At 55.9% G+C, this 17986-nt stretch carries 19 protein-coding genes and 1 tRNA gene; 9 read left to right on the forward strand and 11 right to left on the reverse strand.

Features of this window, described 5'->3' with window-relative positions; genetic code table 11:
- Positions 1–304: 304 nt before the first annotated feature.
- Together R6U41_RS02395 and R6U41_RS02400 are read right to left on the reverse strand one after the other, a co-directional pair.
- A tRNA-Lys gene (locus R6U41_RS02395) sits at positions 305–381 on the reverse strand.
- A gap of 77 nt (positions 382–458) precedes the next feature.
- Complete coding sequence (locus R6U41_RS02400) at positions 459–1202, reverse strand: RNA 2'-phosphotransferase (RefSeq protein WP_410268233.1); 744 nt, start codon at positions 1200–1202, stop codon at positions 459–461.
- 169 nt (positions 1203–1371) lie between these two features.
- Here R6U41_RS02400 and hemL point away from each other — a divergent pair, with 169 nt between their 5' ends.
- Together hemL and mpl are read left to right on the forward strand one after the other, a co-directional pair.
- Entirely contained in the window at positions 1372–2658 is a 1287-nt protein-coding gene (gene hemL / locus R6U41_RS02405) for a glutamate-1-semialdehyde 2,1-aminomutase (protein ID WP_410268234.1), read from the forward strand.
- 14 nt (positions 2659–2672) lie between these two features.
- Positions 2673–4115, forward strand: coding sequence for a UDP-N-acetylmuramate:L-alanyl-gamma-D-glutamyl-meso-diaminopimelate ligase (mpl, locus tag R6U41_RS02410; protein ID WP_410268235.1), 1443 nt, complete (start codon positions 2673–2675; stop codon positions 4113–4115).
- Positions 4116–4146: 31 nt separating this feature from the next.
- Here the strand turns inward: mpl and R6U41_RS02415 are convergent, their stop codons facing one another.
- From R6U41_RS02415 to R6U41_RS02430, 4 genes are all read right to left on the reverse strand, one after another.
- The gene (locus R6U41_RS02415) at positions 4147–5895 is read right to left on the reverse strand and encodes a long-chain-fatty-acid--CoA ligase (protein ID WP_410268236.1); all 1749 of its coding nucleotides are present in this window, start codon (positions 5893–5895) and stop codon (positions 4147–4149) included.
- 96 nt (positions 5896–5991) lie between these two features.
- Positions 5992–6294, reverse strand: a complete 303-nt coding sequence (locus tag R6U41_RS02420) for a hypothetical protein (protein WP_410268237.1) — start codon at positions 6292–6294, stop codon at positions 5992–5994.
- Between the two features lie 12 nt (positions 6295–6306).
- The gene (locus R6U41_RS02425; RefSeq protein WP_410268238.1) at positions 6307–7074 is read right to left on the reverse strand and encodes an enoyl-CoA hydratase/isomerase family protein; all 768 of its coding nucleotides are present in this window, start codon (positions 7072–7074) and stop codon (positions 6307–6309) included.
- 169 nt (positions 7075–7243) lie between these two features.
- Positions 7244–7645: a DUF4168 domain-containing protein gene (locus tag R6U41_RS02430; RefSeq protein WP_410268239.1), complete on the reverse strand. Its 402-nt coding sequence runs from the start codon at positions 7643–7645 to the stop codon at positions 7244–7246.
- Between the two features lie 229 nt (positions 7646–7874).
- Here R6U41_RS02430 and R6U41_RS02435 point away from each other — a divergent pair, with 229 nt between their 5' ends.
- A complete protein-coding gene (locus R6U41_RS02435; RefSeq protein WP_410268240.1) occupies positions 7875–9389 on the forward strand; it encodes an ATP-binding protein in 1515 nt (504 codons plus the stop codon).
- Entirely contained in the window at positions 9382–10758 is a 1377-nt protein-coding gene (locus R6U41_RS02440; RefSeq protein WP_410268241.1) for a sigma-54-dependent transcriptional regulator, read from the forward strand. Before R6U41_RS02435 ends, R6U41_RS02440 begins: the two co-directional genes overlap by 8 nt.
- Positions 10759–10768: 10 nt before the next feature.
- Here R6U41_RS02440 and R6U41_RS02445 read toward each other — a convergent pair whose 3' ends face one another.
- Entirely contained in the window at positions 10769–11116 is a 348-nt protein-coding gene (locus tag R6U41_RS02445) for a DUF192 domain-containing protein (RefSeq protein WP_410268242.1), read from the reverse strand.
- Here R6U41_RS02445 and thiM point away from each other — a divergent pair.
- Positions 11044–11940, forward strand: coding sequence for a hydroxyethylthiazole kinase (gene thiM / locus R6U41_RS02450; protein WP_410268243.1), 897 nt, complete (start codon positions 11044–11046; stop codon positions 11938–11940). The genes R6U41_RS02445 and thiM overlap by 73 nt on opposite strands.
- Here the strand turns inward: thiM and R6U41_RS02455 are convergent.
- Complete coding sequence (locus R6U41_RS02455; protein ID WP_410268244.1) at positions 11894–12304, reverse strand: PGPGW domain-containing protein; 411 nt, start codon at positions 12302–12304, stop codon at positions 11894–11896. The genes thiM and R6U41_RS02455 overlap by 47 nt on opposite strands.
- A gap of 6 nt (positions 12305–12310) precedes the next feature.
- The gene (hutH, locus tag R6U41_RS02460) at positions 12311–13891 is read right to left on the reverse strand and encodes a histidine ammonia-lyase (protein WP_410268245.1); all 1581 of its coding nucleotides are present in this window, start codon (positions 13889–13891) and stop codon (positions 12311–12313) included.
- A 443-nt stretch (positions 13892–14334) separates the two neighbouring features.
- On the opposite strand from hutH, the gene R6U41_RS02465 reads away from it, so the two are divergent.
- Positions 14335–14658 (forward strand): hypothetical protein, encoded by a 324-nt coding sequence (locus tag R6U41_RS02465; protein ID WP_410268246.1) that lies wholly within the window; start codon positions 14335–14337, stop codon positions 14656–14658.
- Positions 14659–14700: 42 nt separating this feature from the next.
- Here the strand turns inward: R6U41_RS02465 and R6U41_RS02470 are convergent, their stop codons facing one another.
- On the reverse strand, positions 14701–15411 hold the full coding sequence (locus R6U41_RS02470) for a cytochrome c biogenesis CcdA family protein (protein ID WP_410268247.1): 711 nt from the start codon (positions 15409–15411) through the stop codon (positions 14701–14703).
- 277 nt (positions 15412–15688) lie between these two features.
- Positions 15689–16063: a hypothetical protein gene (locus R6U41_RS02475; RefSeq protein WP_410268248.1), complete on the reverse strand. Its 375-nt coding sequence runs from the start codon at positions 16061–16063 to the stop codon at positions 15689–15691.
- A 335-nt stretch (positions 16064–16398) separates the two neighbouring features.
- Between R6U41_RS02475 and R6U41_RS02480 the strand changes: the two genes are divergently transcribed.
- Genes R6U41_RS02480 through R6U41_RS02490 form a run of 3 tightly spaced genes read left to right on the forward strand, consistent with a single transcriptional unit; the run spans position 16399 to position 17921 of the window.
- On the forward strand, positions 16399–16671 hold the full coding sequence (locus tag R6U41_RS02480; RefSeq protein ID WP_410268249.1) for a NifB/NifX family molybdenum-iron cluster-binding protein: 273 nt from the start codon (positions 16399–16401) through the stop codon (positions 16669–16671).
- Positions 16672–16715: 44 nt separating this feature from the next.
- On the forward strand, positions 16716–17117 hold the full coding sequence (locus R6U41_RS02485; protein WP_410268250.1) for a rhodanese-like domain-containing protein: 402 nt from the start codon (positions 16716–16718) through the stop codon (positions 17115–17117).
- Between the two features lie 6 nt (positions 17118–17123).
- Positions 17124–17921: a sulfite exporter TauE/SafE family protein gene (locus R6U41_RS02490; protein ID WP_410268251.1), complete on the forward strand. Its 798-nt coding sequence runs from the start codon at positions 17124–17126 to the stop codon at positions 17919–17921.
- Positions 17922–17986: the final 65 nt, after the last annotated feature.

Consider the following 17986-nt stretch of genomic DNA (forward strand, 5'->3'; position numbering starts at 1 on the left):
GAACCCGACCCCGCCAACCCGCGCTACATCTTCACCGAGATAGGAACGGGCTACCAACCGCCAGATGGAGCTGATGTAGCAGATGTTTTTCTTACCTGCGCCACTTTATTTCTATCTCAATCTCGCTTTGTCCGTTCTCAATCTTAAAGCCGTACCCCCTTGATTTTTTTGGGGGTTTTTCGTTTGCAAACTGTTTGTAAAACTGTTTGCAACTTACAAACAGTTTGTCGTTTTTTGAGGGGGTTTGAGGTGGTTCGGAAAACCCGGAAAATCTATGAAAAGCCTTGGATGGCGGAGTTTTAAGTGGTGGGCCGTGAAGGAATCGAACCTTCAACCTACTGATTAAGAGTCAGTTGCTCTGCCTAGTTGAGCTAACGGCCCGGGAAATTAAAACCAGCTTTATAGCCGTGTTGCCGGAAGTTGTCAATGGATTTTTTATGGGCTTCGGGTCAGGGCCTTTATCTGCGGCGTTTTTCCCTGCGCTCCTGTTTCCAGGAGATCTGTTTTTTCTTGGCCTTGCCGGGCTTTTTGGGCTCTGGCGGGGCAGGGATGTCTCTGGGGTCAACCGTGTAAGTGCCGGCCCGGGCCTTTTGCCGGTATTGCTCGGCGGTGTCTTTGGTTTTTTCCTGGTTTGCGGCTTCGGCCATTTTTGGCATGGCCGGGCCTGTAAAGGTTTCAGGGGGGATGGTTTCAGCCAGATAGAGGTGCTCGCCAAACCGGATGAATTCAATTGCCCTGGCTTCGGTTTTGGTGGTGTGGACAGTGAGCACCACCGGCTGGTTGTCCTTTCGCCGGCCAAGTTGTTCTGCGGCCTGGGGGTCGGCTGTGCACACCACCGGGCTTTCTTTTGTCGCGCGCAGGCCCTTTTCCCTGACCGCAGGGTAGGCTTTTTTGCGAATGGCGGTATACAGCAGCCTGGGCAAATCCGTGCAGGGCCGGGCAGCCGGTAGCTGGTCCCGGTTTTTGGCCCGGATGCGGTTGTCTGTGATTTCCACGGGCGGATCCGGGTCCACGAGCAGGAGTTCATTGAAATGGCTGCGGCGGATATGCCGCCATCCGTCGGTTTCCGAAAGGGCTTTTAGCAGTTCCTTGATGGTGACAAAGCCATCCTTGTCCGGGATGAGGCCGAATTCGTCGGGCCGGCGCTCCAGGATGTAGGCCAGGATGCGGGCAAAGGGCTGCAACTGCTGTTTGGGGGTCATGGCTTCATGGGGCAAAGATTGTTTTTTACAAAAGCGCGCAAATCCGCTCCTGTTTCTTTTGCTGCGGGTGCTTGACCGGTATGCCGGTCTTTGTTATTGTTTGTACCTTTAAAAATGCAGCCGTGTCAACCGGATTTAAGCGGCTGCCGGCTATGTTAAAGGGGGATAAATGAAATCAGATCCAAGATCCTATCGGTTGTTCCAGCGGGCCCGGGAAGTGATCCCCGGCGGGGTCAACAGTCCGGTGCGCGCCGGCAAGGCCGTGGCCCAGGACCCGTTGTTTATAGAAAAAGGCCACGGCTGCCGGATTTATGACGTGGAGGGCAAAGAATATATCGATTATGTCTGCTCCTGGGGGCCGCTGATTCTCGGCCACCGGCACCCGGAGGTGATCAAGGCGATCCAGGACGTGCTGGCCCGTGGGGTGAGCTTTGGCGCGCCCGTGGATCTCGAGGTGGAACTGGCGGAAATGATCGTGGAAGCCGTGGATTCCGTGGAAATGGTGCGCATGGTCAATTCCGGCACAGAGGCCACCATGAGCGCGGTGCGCGCGGCCCGGGCCTATACCGGCCGGGATCTGATCGTGAAATTTGACGGCTGCTACCACGGCCATGCCGATCATCTGCTGGTGGCCGCAGGCTCGGGCGTGGCCACCTTAAATATCCCGGGCAGCCCGGGTGTGCCGGATGCGGTTGTCGCCCATACCTTGTCTCTGCCCTACAATGACATTGGCGCGTTTGAAGCCCTGATGAAGGAAAAGGGCGGTCAAATCGCCGCTGTGATTGTCGAGCCCGTGGCCGGCAACATGGGCATGGTCGCCCCGGAGCCGGGATTTCTGGAATCCCTTCGCAGGGAAACGGAAAAATGCGGAGCTGTTTTGATTTTTGATGAGGTCATGTGCGGATTTCGGGTGGCCTGGGGCGGGGCCCAGCGGCTTTACGGGGTCAATGCCGATCTGAGCTGTTTTGGTAAGATCGTGGGCGGCGGCATGCCCGTGGGCGCATATGGTGGTAAAAAAGAGATCATGGAGCAGATCGCCCCCCAGGGGCCGGTCTACCAGGCAGGCACCCTGTCGGGCAATCCCCTGGCCATGGCCGCGGGCATTGCGACCTTAAAGCAGCTGCAAAAACCCGGGTTTTACCAGGCCCTGGAGGAAAATTCCGCCCGGCTGGCAGAAGGCCTGGGCCGCATTGCCCAGCGGCTGGGCGTGGAAGTGAGTTTAAACCGGGTGGGCTCCATGATGGGCATGTTTTTCACACCCGGGCCGGTACGCAATTTCGAGGAAGCCAAAATCTCGGATACAGAGCGCTTTGCCGCCTACTACCGGGCCATGCTGGAAAAGGGCATTTACCTGGCCCCTTCCCAGTTTGAGGCGGTGTTTTTGTCAGCCGCCCATGAAACCGCTGATATCGATACCACCCTGGCGGCCGCAGAAGCCGTCATGGCCGGGTTATAAAAAGAGATGGCCTCTTGAAAAATTCACCCGGCATACCCCCGGGGGTGGGCACCGTGCATTTGATTGCCGTATGCGGCACCGGCATGGGCGCACTGGCCGCGGCGTTAAAGGAAATGGGTTATGGGGTCACCGGCTCGGACGCCAACGTGTATCCGCCCATGAGCACCTTTCTGGCTGACCGAGGTATTGTGGTCAACCAGGGGTTTGACACATCGCACCTGGCCTATGGCCCGGATCTGGTCATTGTGGGCAATGCGGTGAAAAAGGACAATCCAGAAGCGATATACGCCCTTGAAGCCGGGTTGCCTTATTGCTCCATGCCCCAGGCGGTCAATCATTTTCTGGCAGGAGATCGGCAGACCCTGGTGGTTTGCGGCACCCACGGCAAGACCACCACCGCCTCCATGGCCGCATGGCTGCTGGCCTCAGCCGGGTGCGACCCCTCTTTTATGATCGGCGGGATTGTCAGCAATTTTTCCTCCAATTACCGGGTGGGAAACGGGCCTTACATGGTCATTGAAGGCGATGAGTATGACACGGCCTTTTTTGACAAGGGGGCCAAGCTTTTGCACTATCGGCCCGATGTTGTGATTTGGACCGGCGCGGAATTCGATCACGCGGATATTTTTGATGACATCGAACAGATCCGTTCGGTGTTTCGTGCTTATTTTTTACAAATGCGGCCGGATCAGACTCTGGTGGCCTATGGGGCGGATGCCGCGGCAGACCTGCTTTTGGCCGGCCTGGGCTGCCGGGTGCAGACCTACGGCACCCGGGAAGAAGACCACTGGCGCATTGCTGCGGAAAGCAGCACGCCTGGGAAAAATGGTTTTTCCCTGTTTTGCCGGGAAAAATGGTTCGGCTGGTTTGAAATGGCCCCGGCCGGGGCCCACAACCGCTTAAATGCCGGCGCTTCCGCGGCTGCCGCAGCAAGTTTGGGATTGTCCGCCGGGCAGATATCCGAGGGCCTGCAATCCTTTGCCGGAGTCCGGCGCCGCCAGGAGATCCGGGGGGTGGTCGGCGGCGTTACCGTGATTGACGATTTTGCCCATCATCCCACGGCCGTGCGCGAAACCATCGCAGCGATCCGCTCGGCTTATCCGCAAGGACGCCTGATTGGCGTTTTCGAGCCCCGGACCAACACGAGCATGCGAAACGTGTTTCAGCAGATCTATCCGGATTGCTTTGACAACGCGGATTTGATCTGCATCCGCACGGCCTCCCTTCTCCACAAGGTGCCCGAGGGCCAGCGGTTTTCATCTTCACTGCTGGCAGCTGACCTGCAGAAAAAAGGCAAAGACGCCCATTGTTTTGACGATACCGGAAAGATCGTGGATTTTGTGGCAGATGCGGCCGCAGCCGGGGATGTGGTGCTTGTTATGTCAAACGGCGGGTTTGACAACATCCATGAAAGGCTGCTGGAGGCCTTGAAGCATCCGCCGGAACCGGGCCTGTAAAAAGCGCCCGGCAGCGGCGGATGCAGGGGGGTTATTCGGATTTCTGATCCATTTCCTCGTCCCGCAGGACCCGGCGGAGGACCTTGCCCACCGGAGATACCGGGATGTCGTCTCTGAAATCGATGAATTTGGGGCGTTTGTAGCCGGCCATGTTCTGCTTGCAGAACTCCCGGATTTCCTGCTCGGTGACCTGCTCTCCGGGCTTGACCTGGACAAACGCCTTGACCGCCTCGCCGCTTTTGTCGTCAGGCACGCCCACCACAGCCACCAGCTGCACCTTGGGATGCTGGTAAAGGATGTCTTCGATGTCCCTGGGATAGACGTTGAATCCGCCCACCAGGATCATGTCCTTTTTGCGGTCCGTGATCACGATAAATCCGTTTTCATCGATATGGGCGATATCGCCGGTGAGAAAGTAGCGCCGGCCGTTGAGCTGCCGGAAAACAGCCTGGTTTTCCTCGGGCCGGTTCCAGTAGCCCTGCATGACTTGAGGGCCGGACACGGCCAGTTCGCCGTCCTCGCCTTGGGGAAGTTCGCTCTGGCCGGTTTCCAGATCTACGATTTTAATATCGGTTCCCGGCAGGGGCAAGCCGATGGTGCCGATTTTGCGGGTCTCACGGTCCGTGGGGTTAGAGGTGACCACGGGTGCGGTCTCGCTGAGTCCATAACCTTCAAAAATCACGGCGCCGGTTTTGGCCTCAAACTGCTTGCAGACTTCCGGGGGCAGGGGAGCGCCGCCGGAAAAGCATCCCATCAGGGATGTGAGATCGTATTTGTCAATATCCGGATGATTGGTAAAGGCCACAAAGATGGTGGGCACTGCGGGCATAATGGTGGCCTTGTATTTCTGGACGGCTTTTAACACTTCGGAAAAAGGTGGGTTGCCGGCCCGGGGGTCGGGCACGCAGATCATTTTACTGCCGTATCCGGCTGCTGAAAGCATGCACACGGTCAGCCCGAAGCTGTGATACCAGGGAAGGACCCCGAGATAGGTGTGGAATCCGTCTTTGCGCAGTTTTTCAGGCTTGCCGCCCTTTTCGTGCACCAGCCGCCCCCATTCCTCCAGGGCCTTGATGTCATAGTAGAAATTGACGTGGCTCAGGGCCGCGCCTTTGGGCTTGCCCGTGGTGCCGCCGGTATAGATGATCAGGGCCAAGTCCTCGGCCGGGTCGATGCTGACCTGTGGGGGTTCGGGCCTGGCTGCGGCCACGATGTCGTCAAAATTGTGATGGGCGGGATCATGGCTTTCGGCCTGGGGGATTTTTTTGAGCAAAGAGCCCAAAATGGCCTTTATTTTGGGCAGATACGACTTGATATTGCAGTAGACAACGTTTTCCACGCTGGTGTTTTTTGCCGCTTCCACGGCCGTGGGATAGAATTGGGGATGATCCATGCAAAAAACCATTCTCGCCCCGGAATCATTTAACTGGTAGTTGAGCTCGGATGCCGTGTACAGGGGGTTGCAGGTCACGCAAACGCCGCCGGCCTTCAGGATGCCGTGGAAAATGGCCGGGTATTGGGGGAGATTGGGTAGAAAGATCGCCACACGGTCTCCTTTTCGGATACCTGCGGATGCAAGGAAATTGGCGATCCGGTCGGCGGTGTCCCTGACCTGGGCATAGGTGCGGGTGCCATCGTTGAAGATGGTGTAAACCTGGTTCGGGTAGTCCCGTGCAGCTTCGTCGATTACGTTGAAAAGCGGCTTTTCGTATTTCGAGGTATCGACGTCTGCGGCGACGCCTTCGGGCCAGCGGTCAGTGGGCCAGGATGTGGCAACCATGGCAACTCCTTCTTGTGATAATGGGTTGTGGGTTGGCAAAGAAGACTTTTCAGGCAAGAAAATAACAATCAAAATACCATACAAATTTCCGTTTTGTCAAAGAAAACCCGCGCGGAAATCGCATGTTTTGATGTGGCGGATAAAATCATCAGCCTGGTTTTCATCGGTAATAATCCAGACAGGGAGGCGGGCAAACGGTTCCAGCTCAGCACAGGCCGACTGGCAGCCTTCCACGGCCAGGACCATGGCAATATCAGGGTGATCCGAGGGCAGAAATTCGGCTAAACCGTCCAGTTCTTTTTGTATCCGGGCAACCAGGGCCACCCGGTCATAATCGGGCTGGCAGCCGCCGCAGTACTTGAGCCCGATTTTTAAGGGGTGGGTCAGCGGTTCGGTCATTTTTCAGGGATGCTATTTTTTGCGCTTGGCGGCCAGCTGTGCCTGCAAATCGTCGATGCGGCGGTGATTGTCTTCGGAGCCGATATAGGAGCGGAAAAGCCATTCCTGGATTTGCATGGCCCCGTCCAGATCCTGATCTGCGACCAGATGACTGAGCTGCTTGGTTTCCCGGAGGCACTGCTGGTCGTAGCCGGCCATTTTTTGGGCGATTTCGGCAACCGAGGACAAAAGCTCCCCCTCGGCAAACACCCGGCTCACATATCCCATTTTTTCGGCTTCATCCGCGTCATAGATGCGGCCGGTCAACGCCACTTCCTTGGCCCGTCCCATGCCGATGATCCGCCACAGCGGATCCATGATGGGTGTAAGGGAAAGGGCGATTTCCCTCTGGCCGAATTTGGCCCTCGTGGAGGCATAGCGGATATCACACATCATGGTCAGGTCAAAGCCGCCGGCAATTGCCGGGCCGCCCACCGCGCAGATCACCGGCTGTGGGCAGAACAAGATGGCGCGGTAGGTCTGGTGGAAAAGGCGGATATAGGCTTCGTTGGAAACCTTTTCGAGTTTTCGGATTTCGTCTAAATCAAAGCCTGCCGAAAAATAGCGCTCCCCGCCGGTAAAAACGATCACGTTGATGTCTGGATCAGTGCCGAGTTGGGTAAAAACTTCCCGGATTTCCTCAAGCACGTCAGGCGACAGGCTGTTTCCCTTGTCCGGGCGGTTGAGGGTGACCATGGCCACTTTCCCGGCCATGTCCAGGAGCAGGTACTTGTATGGCATTGCGTTTCTCCGTTGCTTGATCAAAGGGCGGGTGCTGCTGTCAGTGATTTATCCATTGCATGAATCTGTTTTGGTGTCAAGCCGGGGGAACACGCAAAAAAACCCGGCTGCATCACGGGATCCAGCCGGGCCTTTTTTGTTGCGGTACGCAGAAATAAGGTTTTTTAAACTATTCGCGCATTTCCCGGATCCGGTCGAGCAGATCGGCACGCAGGTCTTCATCGGTCTGGGCTGCTGTGATGACTTCGTTGTAATCCTCGACGCTCATATCATTTTGTTCAATGGCATCGGTGATTTTTTCGTTGATCCGGGTCTGGAGCTCCTGGGCCTGTTCAGAGTCTTCTGCCTGGGAGAATTCATCTTGATACTCTTCCCGGATTTTGGTGATTTCCGTGTAGGCTTCCGCGGTTTTCTGAATCCGGTCATCAGAGAAATCCGGGGTTTCCTGTTGCTGCTGCTGTTGCTGCTGGCCGGTGTCCTGGCTCTGGGCTGCGGCCGGGGCGCACAGGAAACATACCAGTGCCAGCGCGCAGGCAATGATCAGATGTGTTTTTGAAATGGTGTTCCGCATGAAAAATCCTCCTTGTTGTCATTATTTTTTGGTGGTTATTTTTGGCTCTGATTTTGAATAGAAGTTTAGCACAATATATGCCATTTTTTGCAGGGCACCCCTGTGGCTTTTTTATTTATAAAAATTGCAATTAGTTGTTGTGAGAGCAGGATGCTTTTTTAAATTTGGAAATTGTGTTGACATGCCAAAATGTCATGTATACAAATGACACATGTGTCATATGAATCCAATGAAATCAATAAAAAAAGCCGTTTCCCGGGTGGGCCGATTCGTCCGCAACCTGAGCCTGCGCGGGGCGCTGGTGATCTATGTTCTGGTGCCCATGGCAGTGGCCGCCGCATTCGTGGGGCTCTGGAGTCTGCAGGCCTTTGAGCGTCAGGTGGAAAAACGGATGCAAAAGGACCTGGAACTGGTGGCGCGGGCCATCAAACAACCCCTTGGCCATGCCATCCAGCGCGAGCGGGAAGGCAGCATTTCCCAGGCCCTGGAATCGGCTTTTTCCATTGGCCGGGTTTACGGGGCCTATGTTTATGATGCCGAGGGAAATAAAATTTCAACTACGGGAAGACGCGAGCCCAAGTCGCAGCCCGAGGAGGTCAGCCGTCTTGCGGAAGGCGGCGAACAGCGCGGGGAGTACGGCGAGGTGGCCGGCAGGGATGTGTATTCCTATTTTGTGCCCTTAACCGATTCCGGGGGCAGGATTACAGGCTTGCTTCAGCTCACCCGCCGCCGAAGCGATTTTCAGGAACAGATCCGGGATATCCGCTACAAGGCGGTGTTTATCTTTATCCTGGCCTTTACCGGGTTGACCTGCGTGGTCTTCTACGGCCACCACCGGGCTTTGGGGAAACATTTGAATCGGTTGTCAAAAACCATGACCCGGATTTCAAAGGGAGAGCGCAAGCAGCGGTTTTCCCCTGGCGGGCCCAGGGAAATTCTTGCCTTGGGCGTGCATTTCAATCAGATGATGGACAATATCGATCAGGCGGAACAGGAGATCCAGCGCAGGCGGGCTGAACAGGAAGAACTGGAAAAACGGCTCCGCCAGGCTGAAAAACTGGCGGCCATCGGCCAGCTGTCAGCCGGCGTGGCCCATGAGCTGGGCACGCCCTTAAGCGTTATCGAGGGAAAAGCCCAGCGGGCTTTGCGCAGCCCGGACATGCCGGCTCCGGCCGCAGACAATATCCAGGCCATCCGCTCCCAGGCCCGGCGCATGGAGCAGATCATCCGCCAGCTCCTGGATTTCAGCCGGCGAAGCGAGCTGCGGCCCAGGCGGGTAAAAATGTCCCAGCTGGCAAGGTCTGCCGCCGCAGCACTGGAGCCCGAATGCAAGCGGCTGGATGCGGGCATTGTTCTGGAGGGCCGGGACACACACGAGATGGAGGCGGATTCGGTTCAAATGGAGCAGGCCTTGGCCAATCTCATGAAAAATGCCGCCCAGGCCGCGCCGGGCGGTCAAGTCCGGGTCAGCTGGGAGCGGCGAGAAGACCGGGCCGTGTTCTGCGTGGAAGACAGCGGATCCGGTATTGATGAAACCAAACGGAAAAAGTTGTTTGAACCTTTTTTCACCACCAAGGCGGTGGGCGCGGGAACAGGCCTTGGCCTTGCCGTGGTTCACGGCATTGTCGAGGCCCATGGCGGAGAGATTCAGGTGGGGAACAGTTCCATGGGCGGTGCCTGTTTTACCCTCTTGCTTCCGGCCGCCGTGCCGGTTGCCGCCCCTGGAGAGACAAAAGATGAATGATTCCCGGATTGAAGGCCAGAAAATTCTGATCGTGGAAGACGACGAAGGCTTGGCTGGCCTGCTGGTCGATGAAATCACGGATGCGGGTTTTTCAGCCTCCTCGGTTGCCAGTGCAGAGGATGCCGAAGTCCGGCTGGTGGATTGGGAGCCGGACCTGGTGGTCAGCGATCTTCGCCTGCCAGGGGCCAGCGGCCTGGATTTGCTCAAAAAAGCCGCAGCCCTGCATGCGCCGCCTGCGTTTCTGGTCATCACTGCATTCGGCACCATTTCCCAGGCTGTGGAGGCTTTAAAAGCCGGGGCGGACGATTTTCTCACCAAACCCCTGGATCTGGAGCATTTCATGCACCGGGTGGTCCGAATCCTGGAAACCCGCCGGCTGCGCCAGGAAGTTGACCGGTTCCGGCAGATTTTTGAATTTGAGAATTTCCATGGAATGTACGGCCAGAGCCGGCCCATGCGGATTCTTTTTGACCAGATCCTACAGATGGCCCCGGCCAGCGGGCCGGTGCTCATCGTGGGTGAAAGCGGCACGGGCAAGGAACTGGTGGCCCGGGCCGTGCATGCGGAAAGCGATCGCAGCGACGGTCCGTTTATTGCCGTCAACTGCGCCGGAATTCCGGAAAATCTCATGGAAAGTGAATTTTTCGGCCATACCACGGGCGCTTTCACAGGGGCCAGCAAATCCAGGCAGGGCCTTTTTGAGGAGGCCCACGGCGGGACCCTGCTGCTTGATGAAATCGCGGAAATGCCCATGGGCCTGCAGGCCAAGCTTTTGCGGATTCTCCAGGACGGCAGCATCCGGCCCATCGGCGGAAACCGCGAAAAGCAGGTGGATGTGCGGATTCTGGCCGCCACCCACCAGGATCTGGAACAAGAGGTGAACAATGGCCTGTTCCGGCAGGATCTGTTCTACCGCCTGGAAACCTTTACCCTCAATGTACCGCCTCTGCGTGACCGGGCCGAAGATATTGAACTGCTGGCCGGCCGCATGCTGACCCGGTTTGCCACACAGATGGGAAAGCAGGTGCACGGGTTTTCCGACCAGGCCCTGTCCCTTTTGCAGCAATACCCGTTTCCCGGAAACGTCCGGGAATTTCAAAACGCCCTGGAAAGGGCGGTTACATTCTGCACCGGCAGTCGAATCAAGCCCGAGGACCTTCCGGCAAGGATCCGGGACAACGCCAACTCACCGGATGCCATGGCAAATTTTCCCATATCGGCCCGGGGCCCGGACAACAGGCTCCCCACTCTTGCCGAGGTTGAAAAGCAGTATATTGCTCACGTGTTGGAAAAGGTCGACGGCAATAAAAAACGGGCGGCCGATATTCTGGGCGTTGCCAGAAGAACCTTGTACCGCAGGCTTGGGTGAGCGCACTGTTTTATTGCATAGGTGTTGTTTTGGCTGCAGGCACCTGGAGAACAAATTCAACGCGGTCTCCCACCGTGATCCCATGGCGGTTGAAAAAACCCCGGTTTACTTCCAGTGCATATTTGGCCTCCACCGCCGACCGGATCCGGGTTTCATCCTCCGGGTGCATCTGCCGGATGTCCACGATTTGAAAGTCTTGGTTGATAAAGGCAATATCCAGGGCAACATGGGTGTTTTTCATGTAAAAATACAAAAATTTTTCCCTGGGAAAAAGGATAAACCACCATGCCGGGTGCGCAAAAGCACCTGGCGGTATTGCCGCACAAAGCGGGAAGGAAAACCCACATGGAAAGCGCAACCATTGAAATCCTTGGGCAGGTCCGGCAAAGTGCGCCCCTGGTGCACAACATCACCAATTTTGTGGTGATGAACGCCTCGGCCAATATTTTGCTGGCTGTCGGCGCATCCCCGGTCATGGCCCACAGCGCAGATGAGGTCGGGGAAATGGCGGCCATGGCCGGGGCCCTGGTGTTAAATATCGGCACCCTGGATCAATGCTGGCTGGAGGCAATGATTTGCGCCGGCCGGGCGGCGAATGAAAAAGGCATCCCGGTTGTGCTCGACCCGGTGGGCGCGGGCGCCACGCAATTTCGCACCCATGCCGTGGAAAAGATCATGTCTGCCTGCCGGGTTTCGTTGGTGCGGGGAAATGTCTCAGAGGTGCTTTCCCTTGCGTCCGCAGATGTACGGACCCGAGGGGTGGAATCCTCTCTCGGTTTCTCAGATGCGGCTGCAGCGGATTTAAAGGCCCTGGCCTATTCAAAAAACTGCATTATGGCCGTCTCGGGCAAAGAGGACTGCATCACCGACGGCTACCGGGTTTTCCGGGTGGCAAACGGCCATGGGCTCATGACGCGGGTCACGGGCATGGGATGCGGCCTGTCCGCGGTTACAGCGGCTTTTTGCGCGGTTGCACCGGACCGGCTGCTTGAGGCGTCAGTGGCGGCGTTTGCCTTTTACGGGCGTTGCGGGGAACTGGCTGCAGCGGCCTTTGACAGGCCCGGCAGCTTTTATACGGCTTTTCTCGACTGTCTTTATTCCGCCGGGGAAGCCGAAATCACCAGGGGGCTGAAAATCACAGAAGCAGCGGGGGTTTTCCCCGGCGCAGGCGGTAACGATTGATGATTTTAAGGGTGGGCCCCTTGGAGATTAGCCACCTTTCAAGCCTGAACTTGCCGGGAAAATTCATCAGCCCGAGGCCGATGATGATGGTCAGCAGGCCCTGACCCGGGGTGAAGAGCATGACGATGCCGGCTGTGACAAACACGAGGCCGGCTGCATTTTTTATGATCCGGAGCAGGAGCCATACCGGGGTTGAACGGTTGCAGTCACTGCAGATGACGTTCCGTTTCCGGCTGCGGAAGTAATTCGCCGGAATCCGGAGCACCAGCCAGGGTATAATGGCCAGGGTGGCTGCAAACGCGGCCAGTGAGCCCCCTGCTATCCAGTAAAAAATCGTCTCATAAGTCTGGAACCACTCAAACATGACGGTTTATCCATGTTTTTCCATGACCGGGGAGTGCGGATGAAACAGCTGCGAGTCCGCTATGGCGGATGACAGATTGGCGATATCGGCGTCCATGGGCCGGTCGGCGGTGGTGGGTTCGGCGATTTGGCGGATCACTTCCGCAATCCGGGAAAGGTGCGGCCGCTGATCTATGCGGCCGCGGATTTCGCAGGCCTGCACCCCGGCAAGCAGGCATACGGCAAGGGTTTTTTCCGCCAGAAAGCAAACGCGGCAGGCGTCTCTGGCGGCAATGGTGCCCATGCTGACCTTGTCCTGATTGTGGGATTCCGTTGAGCGGGAAAATGCGGCCGCAGGCATGGTTTCTTTCAGGGCCTCTGCCGCAAGGGCCGATGCAGTGATGGACATGGCCTTGAATCCGTGGTGAAAGGGCTGCTCGGATTCCTCGACCCGGACCAGGTCAGCGGGCAGGTCCCGGTTGACATTGGCATCCACCATGAGGGCCACCTGCCGGTCGGCCATGTCTGCCACCGATGCCAGGGCGCTTTTGAGTCCGTCCATGGCAAAAGCCACATGCCCGCCGTAAAAGTTGCCGCCCATGAGCACGCTGCCGGATTCGGGATCAAACAAGGGATTGTCGTTTGCGCTGTTGGCTTCCGTGTGTATCCAGTCTTCCACCCATTTAAGGGCGTCTGTGAGAACGCCGATCACCTGGGGGGCGCAGCGGACCGAATACGGGTCCTGCAGGGTTTCGGGCCCGGATGCGGAAAAATCTTCCGGTGGGGCGTCTGAGGCCAGCAGGCCGGCGATCCGGTCTGCTGCCGCGCCCTGGCCGGGGTGCGGCTTGGCCCTGGATATGACCGGATCATAGTGATGGATGTTTCCGGCAATGGCGTGAATGCACAGGGCCGTGGCACAGGCGGCGGCATCAGCCAGTTTTTTTGCCCGGTCCACGGCCATGGCCGCAATTGCCGTCATCATGGCCGTGCCGTTCATGATCGCAAGGGGTTCTTTGGGCAAAAACCAGTGAGGCGTGATACCGGCGTGGTCCAGGGCCTCTGCTGCGGGCATTTGCCGGCCCTGGTAAAAGACCTGCCGCATTCCCGCAAGTGCGGCAGCCACGTAGGACATGGGGGTCAGATCTCCGGAGGCGCCCACCGAGCCTTCAGAGGGCACCACAGGCGTGATGCGCGCGTTTAACAGTTCGGCGATTTTTTCCATCAGATCAAGGGACACCCCGGAGTATCCCCGGGAAAAGCAGATCAGCCGGCATATCATGGCGGCCCGTGTCTCGGCCTCGCCAAAGGGCTCGCCAGTGCCGCATCCGTGAAAACGGATCAGGTTCAAGCCGTTTTTTTCCGCCACCTCGGAGATCATCCTTTTGCCGCAGCATTTGCCAAATCCCGTGGTCACCCCGTAGACGGGCCGGTTCTGCTCCAGGGACCGGGTCAGGACGTTGCGTGAGGCATTGATGTGAGCGGCAAACTTCCGGCTTTTGTCAATTTCGATTTCAGCCTGTCCCCGGGCGGCTTCAACAATCTGCTGCACTGAAACCTGCGAGCCGTTGATGACAAGCTTGTGGCTTTCGCTGTTGCGTGTGTTTTCCATATTCAGGACATCCTTGTCTGCGTGTGTGTCTGGTATTGCTGCTTTGGCAAAAAAACGTATCCACCTTATACCTAAATTGAGCAATTTTCAAGTTTGATGGCGCCGTAAAGTCCAATATCTGCGTTACGCGCAATTTCTCAGAATTTCACGTATGGATAATACGCTGCATTCTTCGAAATTGCGCAAGCCGGCCGCAGGGCTTCCTTCCTGACAAACATCGAACGCAGTAAAAAGTTTTTTACGGTGCCATCAAGTTTGGGCCGCGGAGCCCATTGTTTTCTGCACGGAAAATTTTGCATGGGCGGCGGTTCTGATATGGGCACTGTCTATAAGACGGCCGGTTTTGGACAAAATCTCTTTAAAGGATTATGGTTTTGTGCGCACAATTGGATTATTGTGATTTTTCAAAACCCAGACCAGCATGAAAAAGGGGTTGGATATACATGGAAAAAAAAATACCGGCATTTGTCCGGCAATATGTACAGGACGCAGTCGAAGTTTTCAACAGCGAAGAGATCGGAGACTCAAGCAAGGCCTATCATGTGCGTTTTGAGGGCGGCTATGTCTATGTGGACCGCGATGACGGCATGGGGCCCTGGCCGGTTCTCCGCCTGGGCTATACCGGGGATATGGCCGACTGGGAACTGGCCATATACAAATACAGCGCAGAAGATTATGACCCCGAGGAAAGTTTTTTCCCCGGGGCGGACCTGGCTGACGGCACCATTGAAGGCGCCCTTCGTGCAGGGATGAAGGCATATGCATAACGGGCCGTTATTTGGTACTTTTTGCACATGGGTCAGTTGCCGTCAGATGGCTCCGGTAAACGGGCCGGCCATAAAATAGACGCCCAGTAGGCCGATGACTGCACCGGCACCCTTGCGGAACCAGGTTCCGGCTCCCTGCCATGCGGCACTTTCAGTGAGCCTGCGCACCGCCGCGGCCGAACTTCCGGCAAAAACAATGGGCAGGCAATGGCCCAGGGCAAACAGCAGCATCATCACGGATCCGGCAAAAATCTCCTGCTGTACGGTGACAATGGCCAAAATCGGGGCAATAAAGCCGAACGTGCATGATCCGGACAAAATTCCGTAGGCCAGGCCCAGGCCGAAGGCCCCGTGAATGCCCCGGAGATTGAGCCGGTAGAGAAGGCCGCCGGACATGGTGCATGCCTGCACTCCCAGCATTCCCAGGGCAACCCAGATGAGCACCGCACCCACGGCCACCTGGAGCCATATGCCCACATCGCCGAGCATGCGTCCCAGCATGGCGCAGATAATACCAACTGCGGCAATGGTGATAAACAATCCCATGGAAAACGCCCCGGCATACCATCCTGCCCGTTTCGGGTTCACAGCCGTCTGCTGGCCGCCCACATAGGCCACGATCAGTGGGATGGAGGCCAGATGACAGGGGGAAAACAGCACGCTGATCATGCCCCAGGCAAATGCACCCACTCCGGCAACAGCCATGCCGCCGCTCATCATCTGGTTTACGGTGATCAGAAATTGGTCAAACATATCGTTATCAGCTCCTTTTGCGGTAAATGGTCAAAATTTTTGATACAAGAAAAGCAAAATTCAGGAACAAGGCCGGGCAAAGGCCCGCCTACGCTTTGTTTTGATTCAGAAAAGGAGAGATTAACAGATATAGACGCAATAAAGGCAAAACAACGGCGGTGGACGAAATATCAGGGATGGGTCTGGTTTAAACCTGCAGGTTTGAAAAGCAAACGGGTTTACTGCAATCTGTGTTTGCGCGGATATCGCGGGCGATAGGGTCGGATAGCGATTTTCATTATCCGGGCGGCGGGAAGTTGTTTCCGGTAAAAGAAACAAATGGTTTTCTTTTGCCGGACAGGAGGCCAAATGGCATTGCCCGGAAGCCGGCATGGTGATGCCTTTTTCCATGGAAGTCTGTTTGTCGCATCCGGCTTTTACGGCCTTGGCCGGAAGGACAGCGCATACCCCGGCCGGGATCATGCTGACCACCACAGCAATGGAAATGATAAAGATGGATATCCTGAGTTTCATGCGGATTGCGTATTTTGGTTCGATTGAAGTTTAATTTTTTATTTATGGAAGAATCATAAGAAAAATGCAAGCGGTTTTTATGTCTTTTGGCAAACCGGATCTGTTGTAACACAGTGTAAATTTTGCCGCAGTCATCCACGGCCGACGCCCTCTGGGCCGGAAAATGAAAAAATTCAGCATCACGCTCCCTGAAAGTGAAACATGGCCTGCAACGGTTTCATTGTTTGAAACATCTGCTGCCTTTCGGGCCGGTGTCCCTTTTTTTAGATTTTTTTTAAATCCCTGTAAATCGGGATTCTGCAATTATTGTCCGTTTTTTCCCCGCTGATGGCATGATTGATGCTTAAAATCAGGTAAAGAACCTATTTACCGGCTCAGAAACTCTGCCCGCACCATTCTGGTTCCCGTGCTGTTTCATTTAAAAAACGCCAGGGAAAAAAGATGATTGTTTGTGTCCCGTTGTTCGGAAGGCGTGTGGCGCCGCATTTCGGCAGTTCATCCGAGTTGCTGTTTTATGAACTGGCTCCCGGGTTTGTCCGGGAAAAAGAAATCCAGCAGTTGACCGTGAATGACCCAATGCAGATGGCCCGCAAAATCGCCGAAAGCAAACCAGATGCGCTGGTTTGCGGGGGAATTCAGAATTTTTGCAAAAAGTGGCTTGAGCTGCGCGGCATTGTTGTGTTGGACAATTATAAAGGCGACGTCCAACAGGTGGTAGGGGGGTTGAAAGACTCGGTACTGATTTAACTGCAAGGATAAATTTGAAATTCAATAGGAACAAGGAGGAAATCATGGAGCAGGTACTGAAACGGTTGACCTTTGAATTTTTCGGAAGCGGTCAGCATAAACTGACACCGGAAAAATTGTTTGAAACAGAATCCGCGGTGTTGCTTGACGTGCGATCCAGAGAGGAGGCGGCATCTGTTTCCATTCATTTGTCGGCACATCCAAACATTGAAAGCTGCAACATTCCGGTGGATGAAGTTCCCGACCGGGTCGATGAACTGCCGAAAGATCGGTTGATCGCTGTTTTTTGTCCGGCCCATGTTCGCTCATCAATTGTTTATGCTTTTCTGCTGACAAAGGGTTTTGAGCAGGTTCGGGTTTTGGAGGGCGGCTACGGCGCGCTTACCGAGGCGGTTAAACCGGGCAAACTCCTCAAATCCATCCCTTCCAAAGACCAGAGGAGATAACCCACGATGACGAACCTGGTCATTGCATGCGCGCTGATATTTATCGTGGCCGTCACCATGACCATGGTGGGCAAGGGAGGCGGCAATTTTTATGTGGTGATTCTGACCATAGCAGGCCTTCCCATGCACCAGGCCGCAACTACCGGCCAGTTCATTCTTTTTGCCGCATCAGTGGCGGCCATGATCGTGTTTCAAAAAAACAAAGCAGTGTCATGGTCGCTGGCTCTTTTGGTCGGCGGGCTGACGGCTTTGGCCGCACTGGGCGGCGGTTATTTTTCGCATTTGTTCAGCGGGTTTGCCCTGAAAATCATTTTTGCGGGAATGCTGGCTGCCGCCGGCGCTGTCATGCTGCTGCCGGTTTCCGAAAACAGGCCTTCGGAGAGAAACCCGCGGTTTGGTACCCTGGTCCTGAAATCCGGAGAGGATCGCTATCTTGTCAATCTCTGGATCGCTGTGCCGGCTACGGTGCTGACCGGATTCGGCGCCGGCATGGTGGGTGTTTCCGGCGGGTCCTTTCTGGTGCCATTGATGGTGGTCGCCTGCGGGGTATCCATGCACAAAGCCGTGGGAACCGCCTCCACGCTGATCGCGGCCATTGCCTTTATGGGCTTTACCGGCCATGCCGTGCAGGGTGATTTTAACCCGCAATGGGCCCTGCCCCTGGCTGCCATGACGGTTATCGGGGGGATTCTCGGCGGAAAATTTGCGTTAAACACCAAGCCGAAATACCTCAAACAGGTGTTTGCCTATACAAACTGGCTGGCTGCGGCTTTCATGGTGATCAATGCCTTTTATACAATCTGAAAGTCAATAAAAAACAGATTTTTGTTGGATGACGCCGACGCGTCAACGGGTTTGGAAATGCTGTT

The organism is Desulfosalsimonas sp., from assembly GCF_046483245.1.
In the GTDB taxonomy this organism is placed as follows: domain Bacteria; phylum Desulfobacterota; class Desulfobacteria; order Desulfobacterales; family Desulfosalsimonadaceae; genus Desulfosalsimonas.

Coding starts and splice junctions, on each gene's coding strand:
- R6U41_RS02400 (WP_410268233.1), bottom strand. CDS start 1,202: ATGACCCCCAAACAGCAGTTGCAGCCCTTTGCCCGCATCCTGGCCTAC.
- hemL (WP_410268234.1), top strand. CDS start 1,372: ATGAAATCAGATCCAAGATCCTATCGGTTGTTCCAGCGGGCCCGGGAA.
- R6U41_RS02415 (WP_410268236.1), bottom strand. CDS start 5,895: ATGGTTGCCACATCCTGGCCCACTGACCGCTGGCCCGAAGGCGTCGCC.
- R6U41_RS02420 (WP_410268237.1), bottom strand. CDS start 6,294: ATGACCGAACCGCTGACCCACCCCTTAAAAATCGGGCTCAAGTACTGC.
- R6U41_RS02425 (WP_410268238.1), bottom strand. CDS start 7,074: ATGCCATACAAGTACCTGCTCCTGGACATGGCCGGGAAAGTGGCCATG.
- R6U41_RS02430 (WP_410268239.1), bottom strand. CDS start 7,645: ATGCGGAACACCATTTCAAAAACACATCTGATCATTGCCTGCGCGCTG.
- R6U41_RS02435 (WP_410268240.1), top strand. CDS start 7,875: ATGAAATCAATAAAAAAAGCCGTTTCCCGGGTGGGCCGATTCGTCCGC.
- R6U41_RS02440 (WP_410268241.1), top strand. CDS start 9,382: ATGAATGATTCCCGGATTGAAGGCCAGAAAATTCTGATCGTGGAAGAC.
- thiM (WP_410268243.1), top strand. CDS start 11,044: ATGCCGGGTGCGCAAAAGCACCTGGCGGTATTGCCGCACAAAGCGGGA.
- R6U41_RS02455 (WP_410268244.1), bottom strand. CDS start 12,304: ATGTTTGAGTGGTTCCAGACTTATGAGACGATTTTTTACTGGATAGCA.
- hutH (WP_410268245.1), bottom strand. CDS start 13,891: ATGGAAAACACACGCAACAGCGAAAGCCACAAGCTTGTCATCAACGGC.
- R6U41_RS02465 (WP_410268246.1), top strand. CDS start 14,335: ATGGAAAAAAAAATACCGGCATTTGTCCGGCAATATGTACAGGACGCA.
- R6U41_RS02470 (WP_410268247.1), bottom strand. CDS start 15,411: ATGTTTGACCAATTTCTGATCACCGTAAACCAGATGATGAGCGGCGGC.
- R6U41_RS02485 (WP_410268250.1), top strand. CDS start 16,716: ATGGAGCAGGTACTGAAACGGTTGACCTTTGAATTTTTCGGAAGCGGT.
- R6U41_RS02490 (WP_410268251.1), top strand. CDS start 17,124: ATGACGAACCTGGTCATTGCATGCGCGCTGATATTTATCGTGGCCGTC.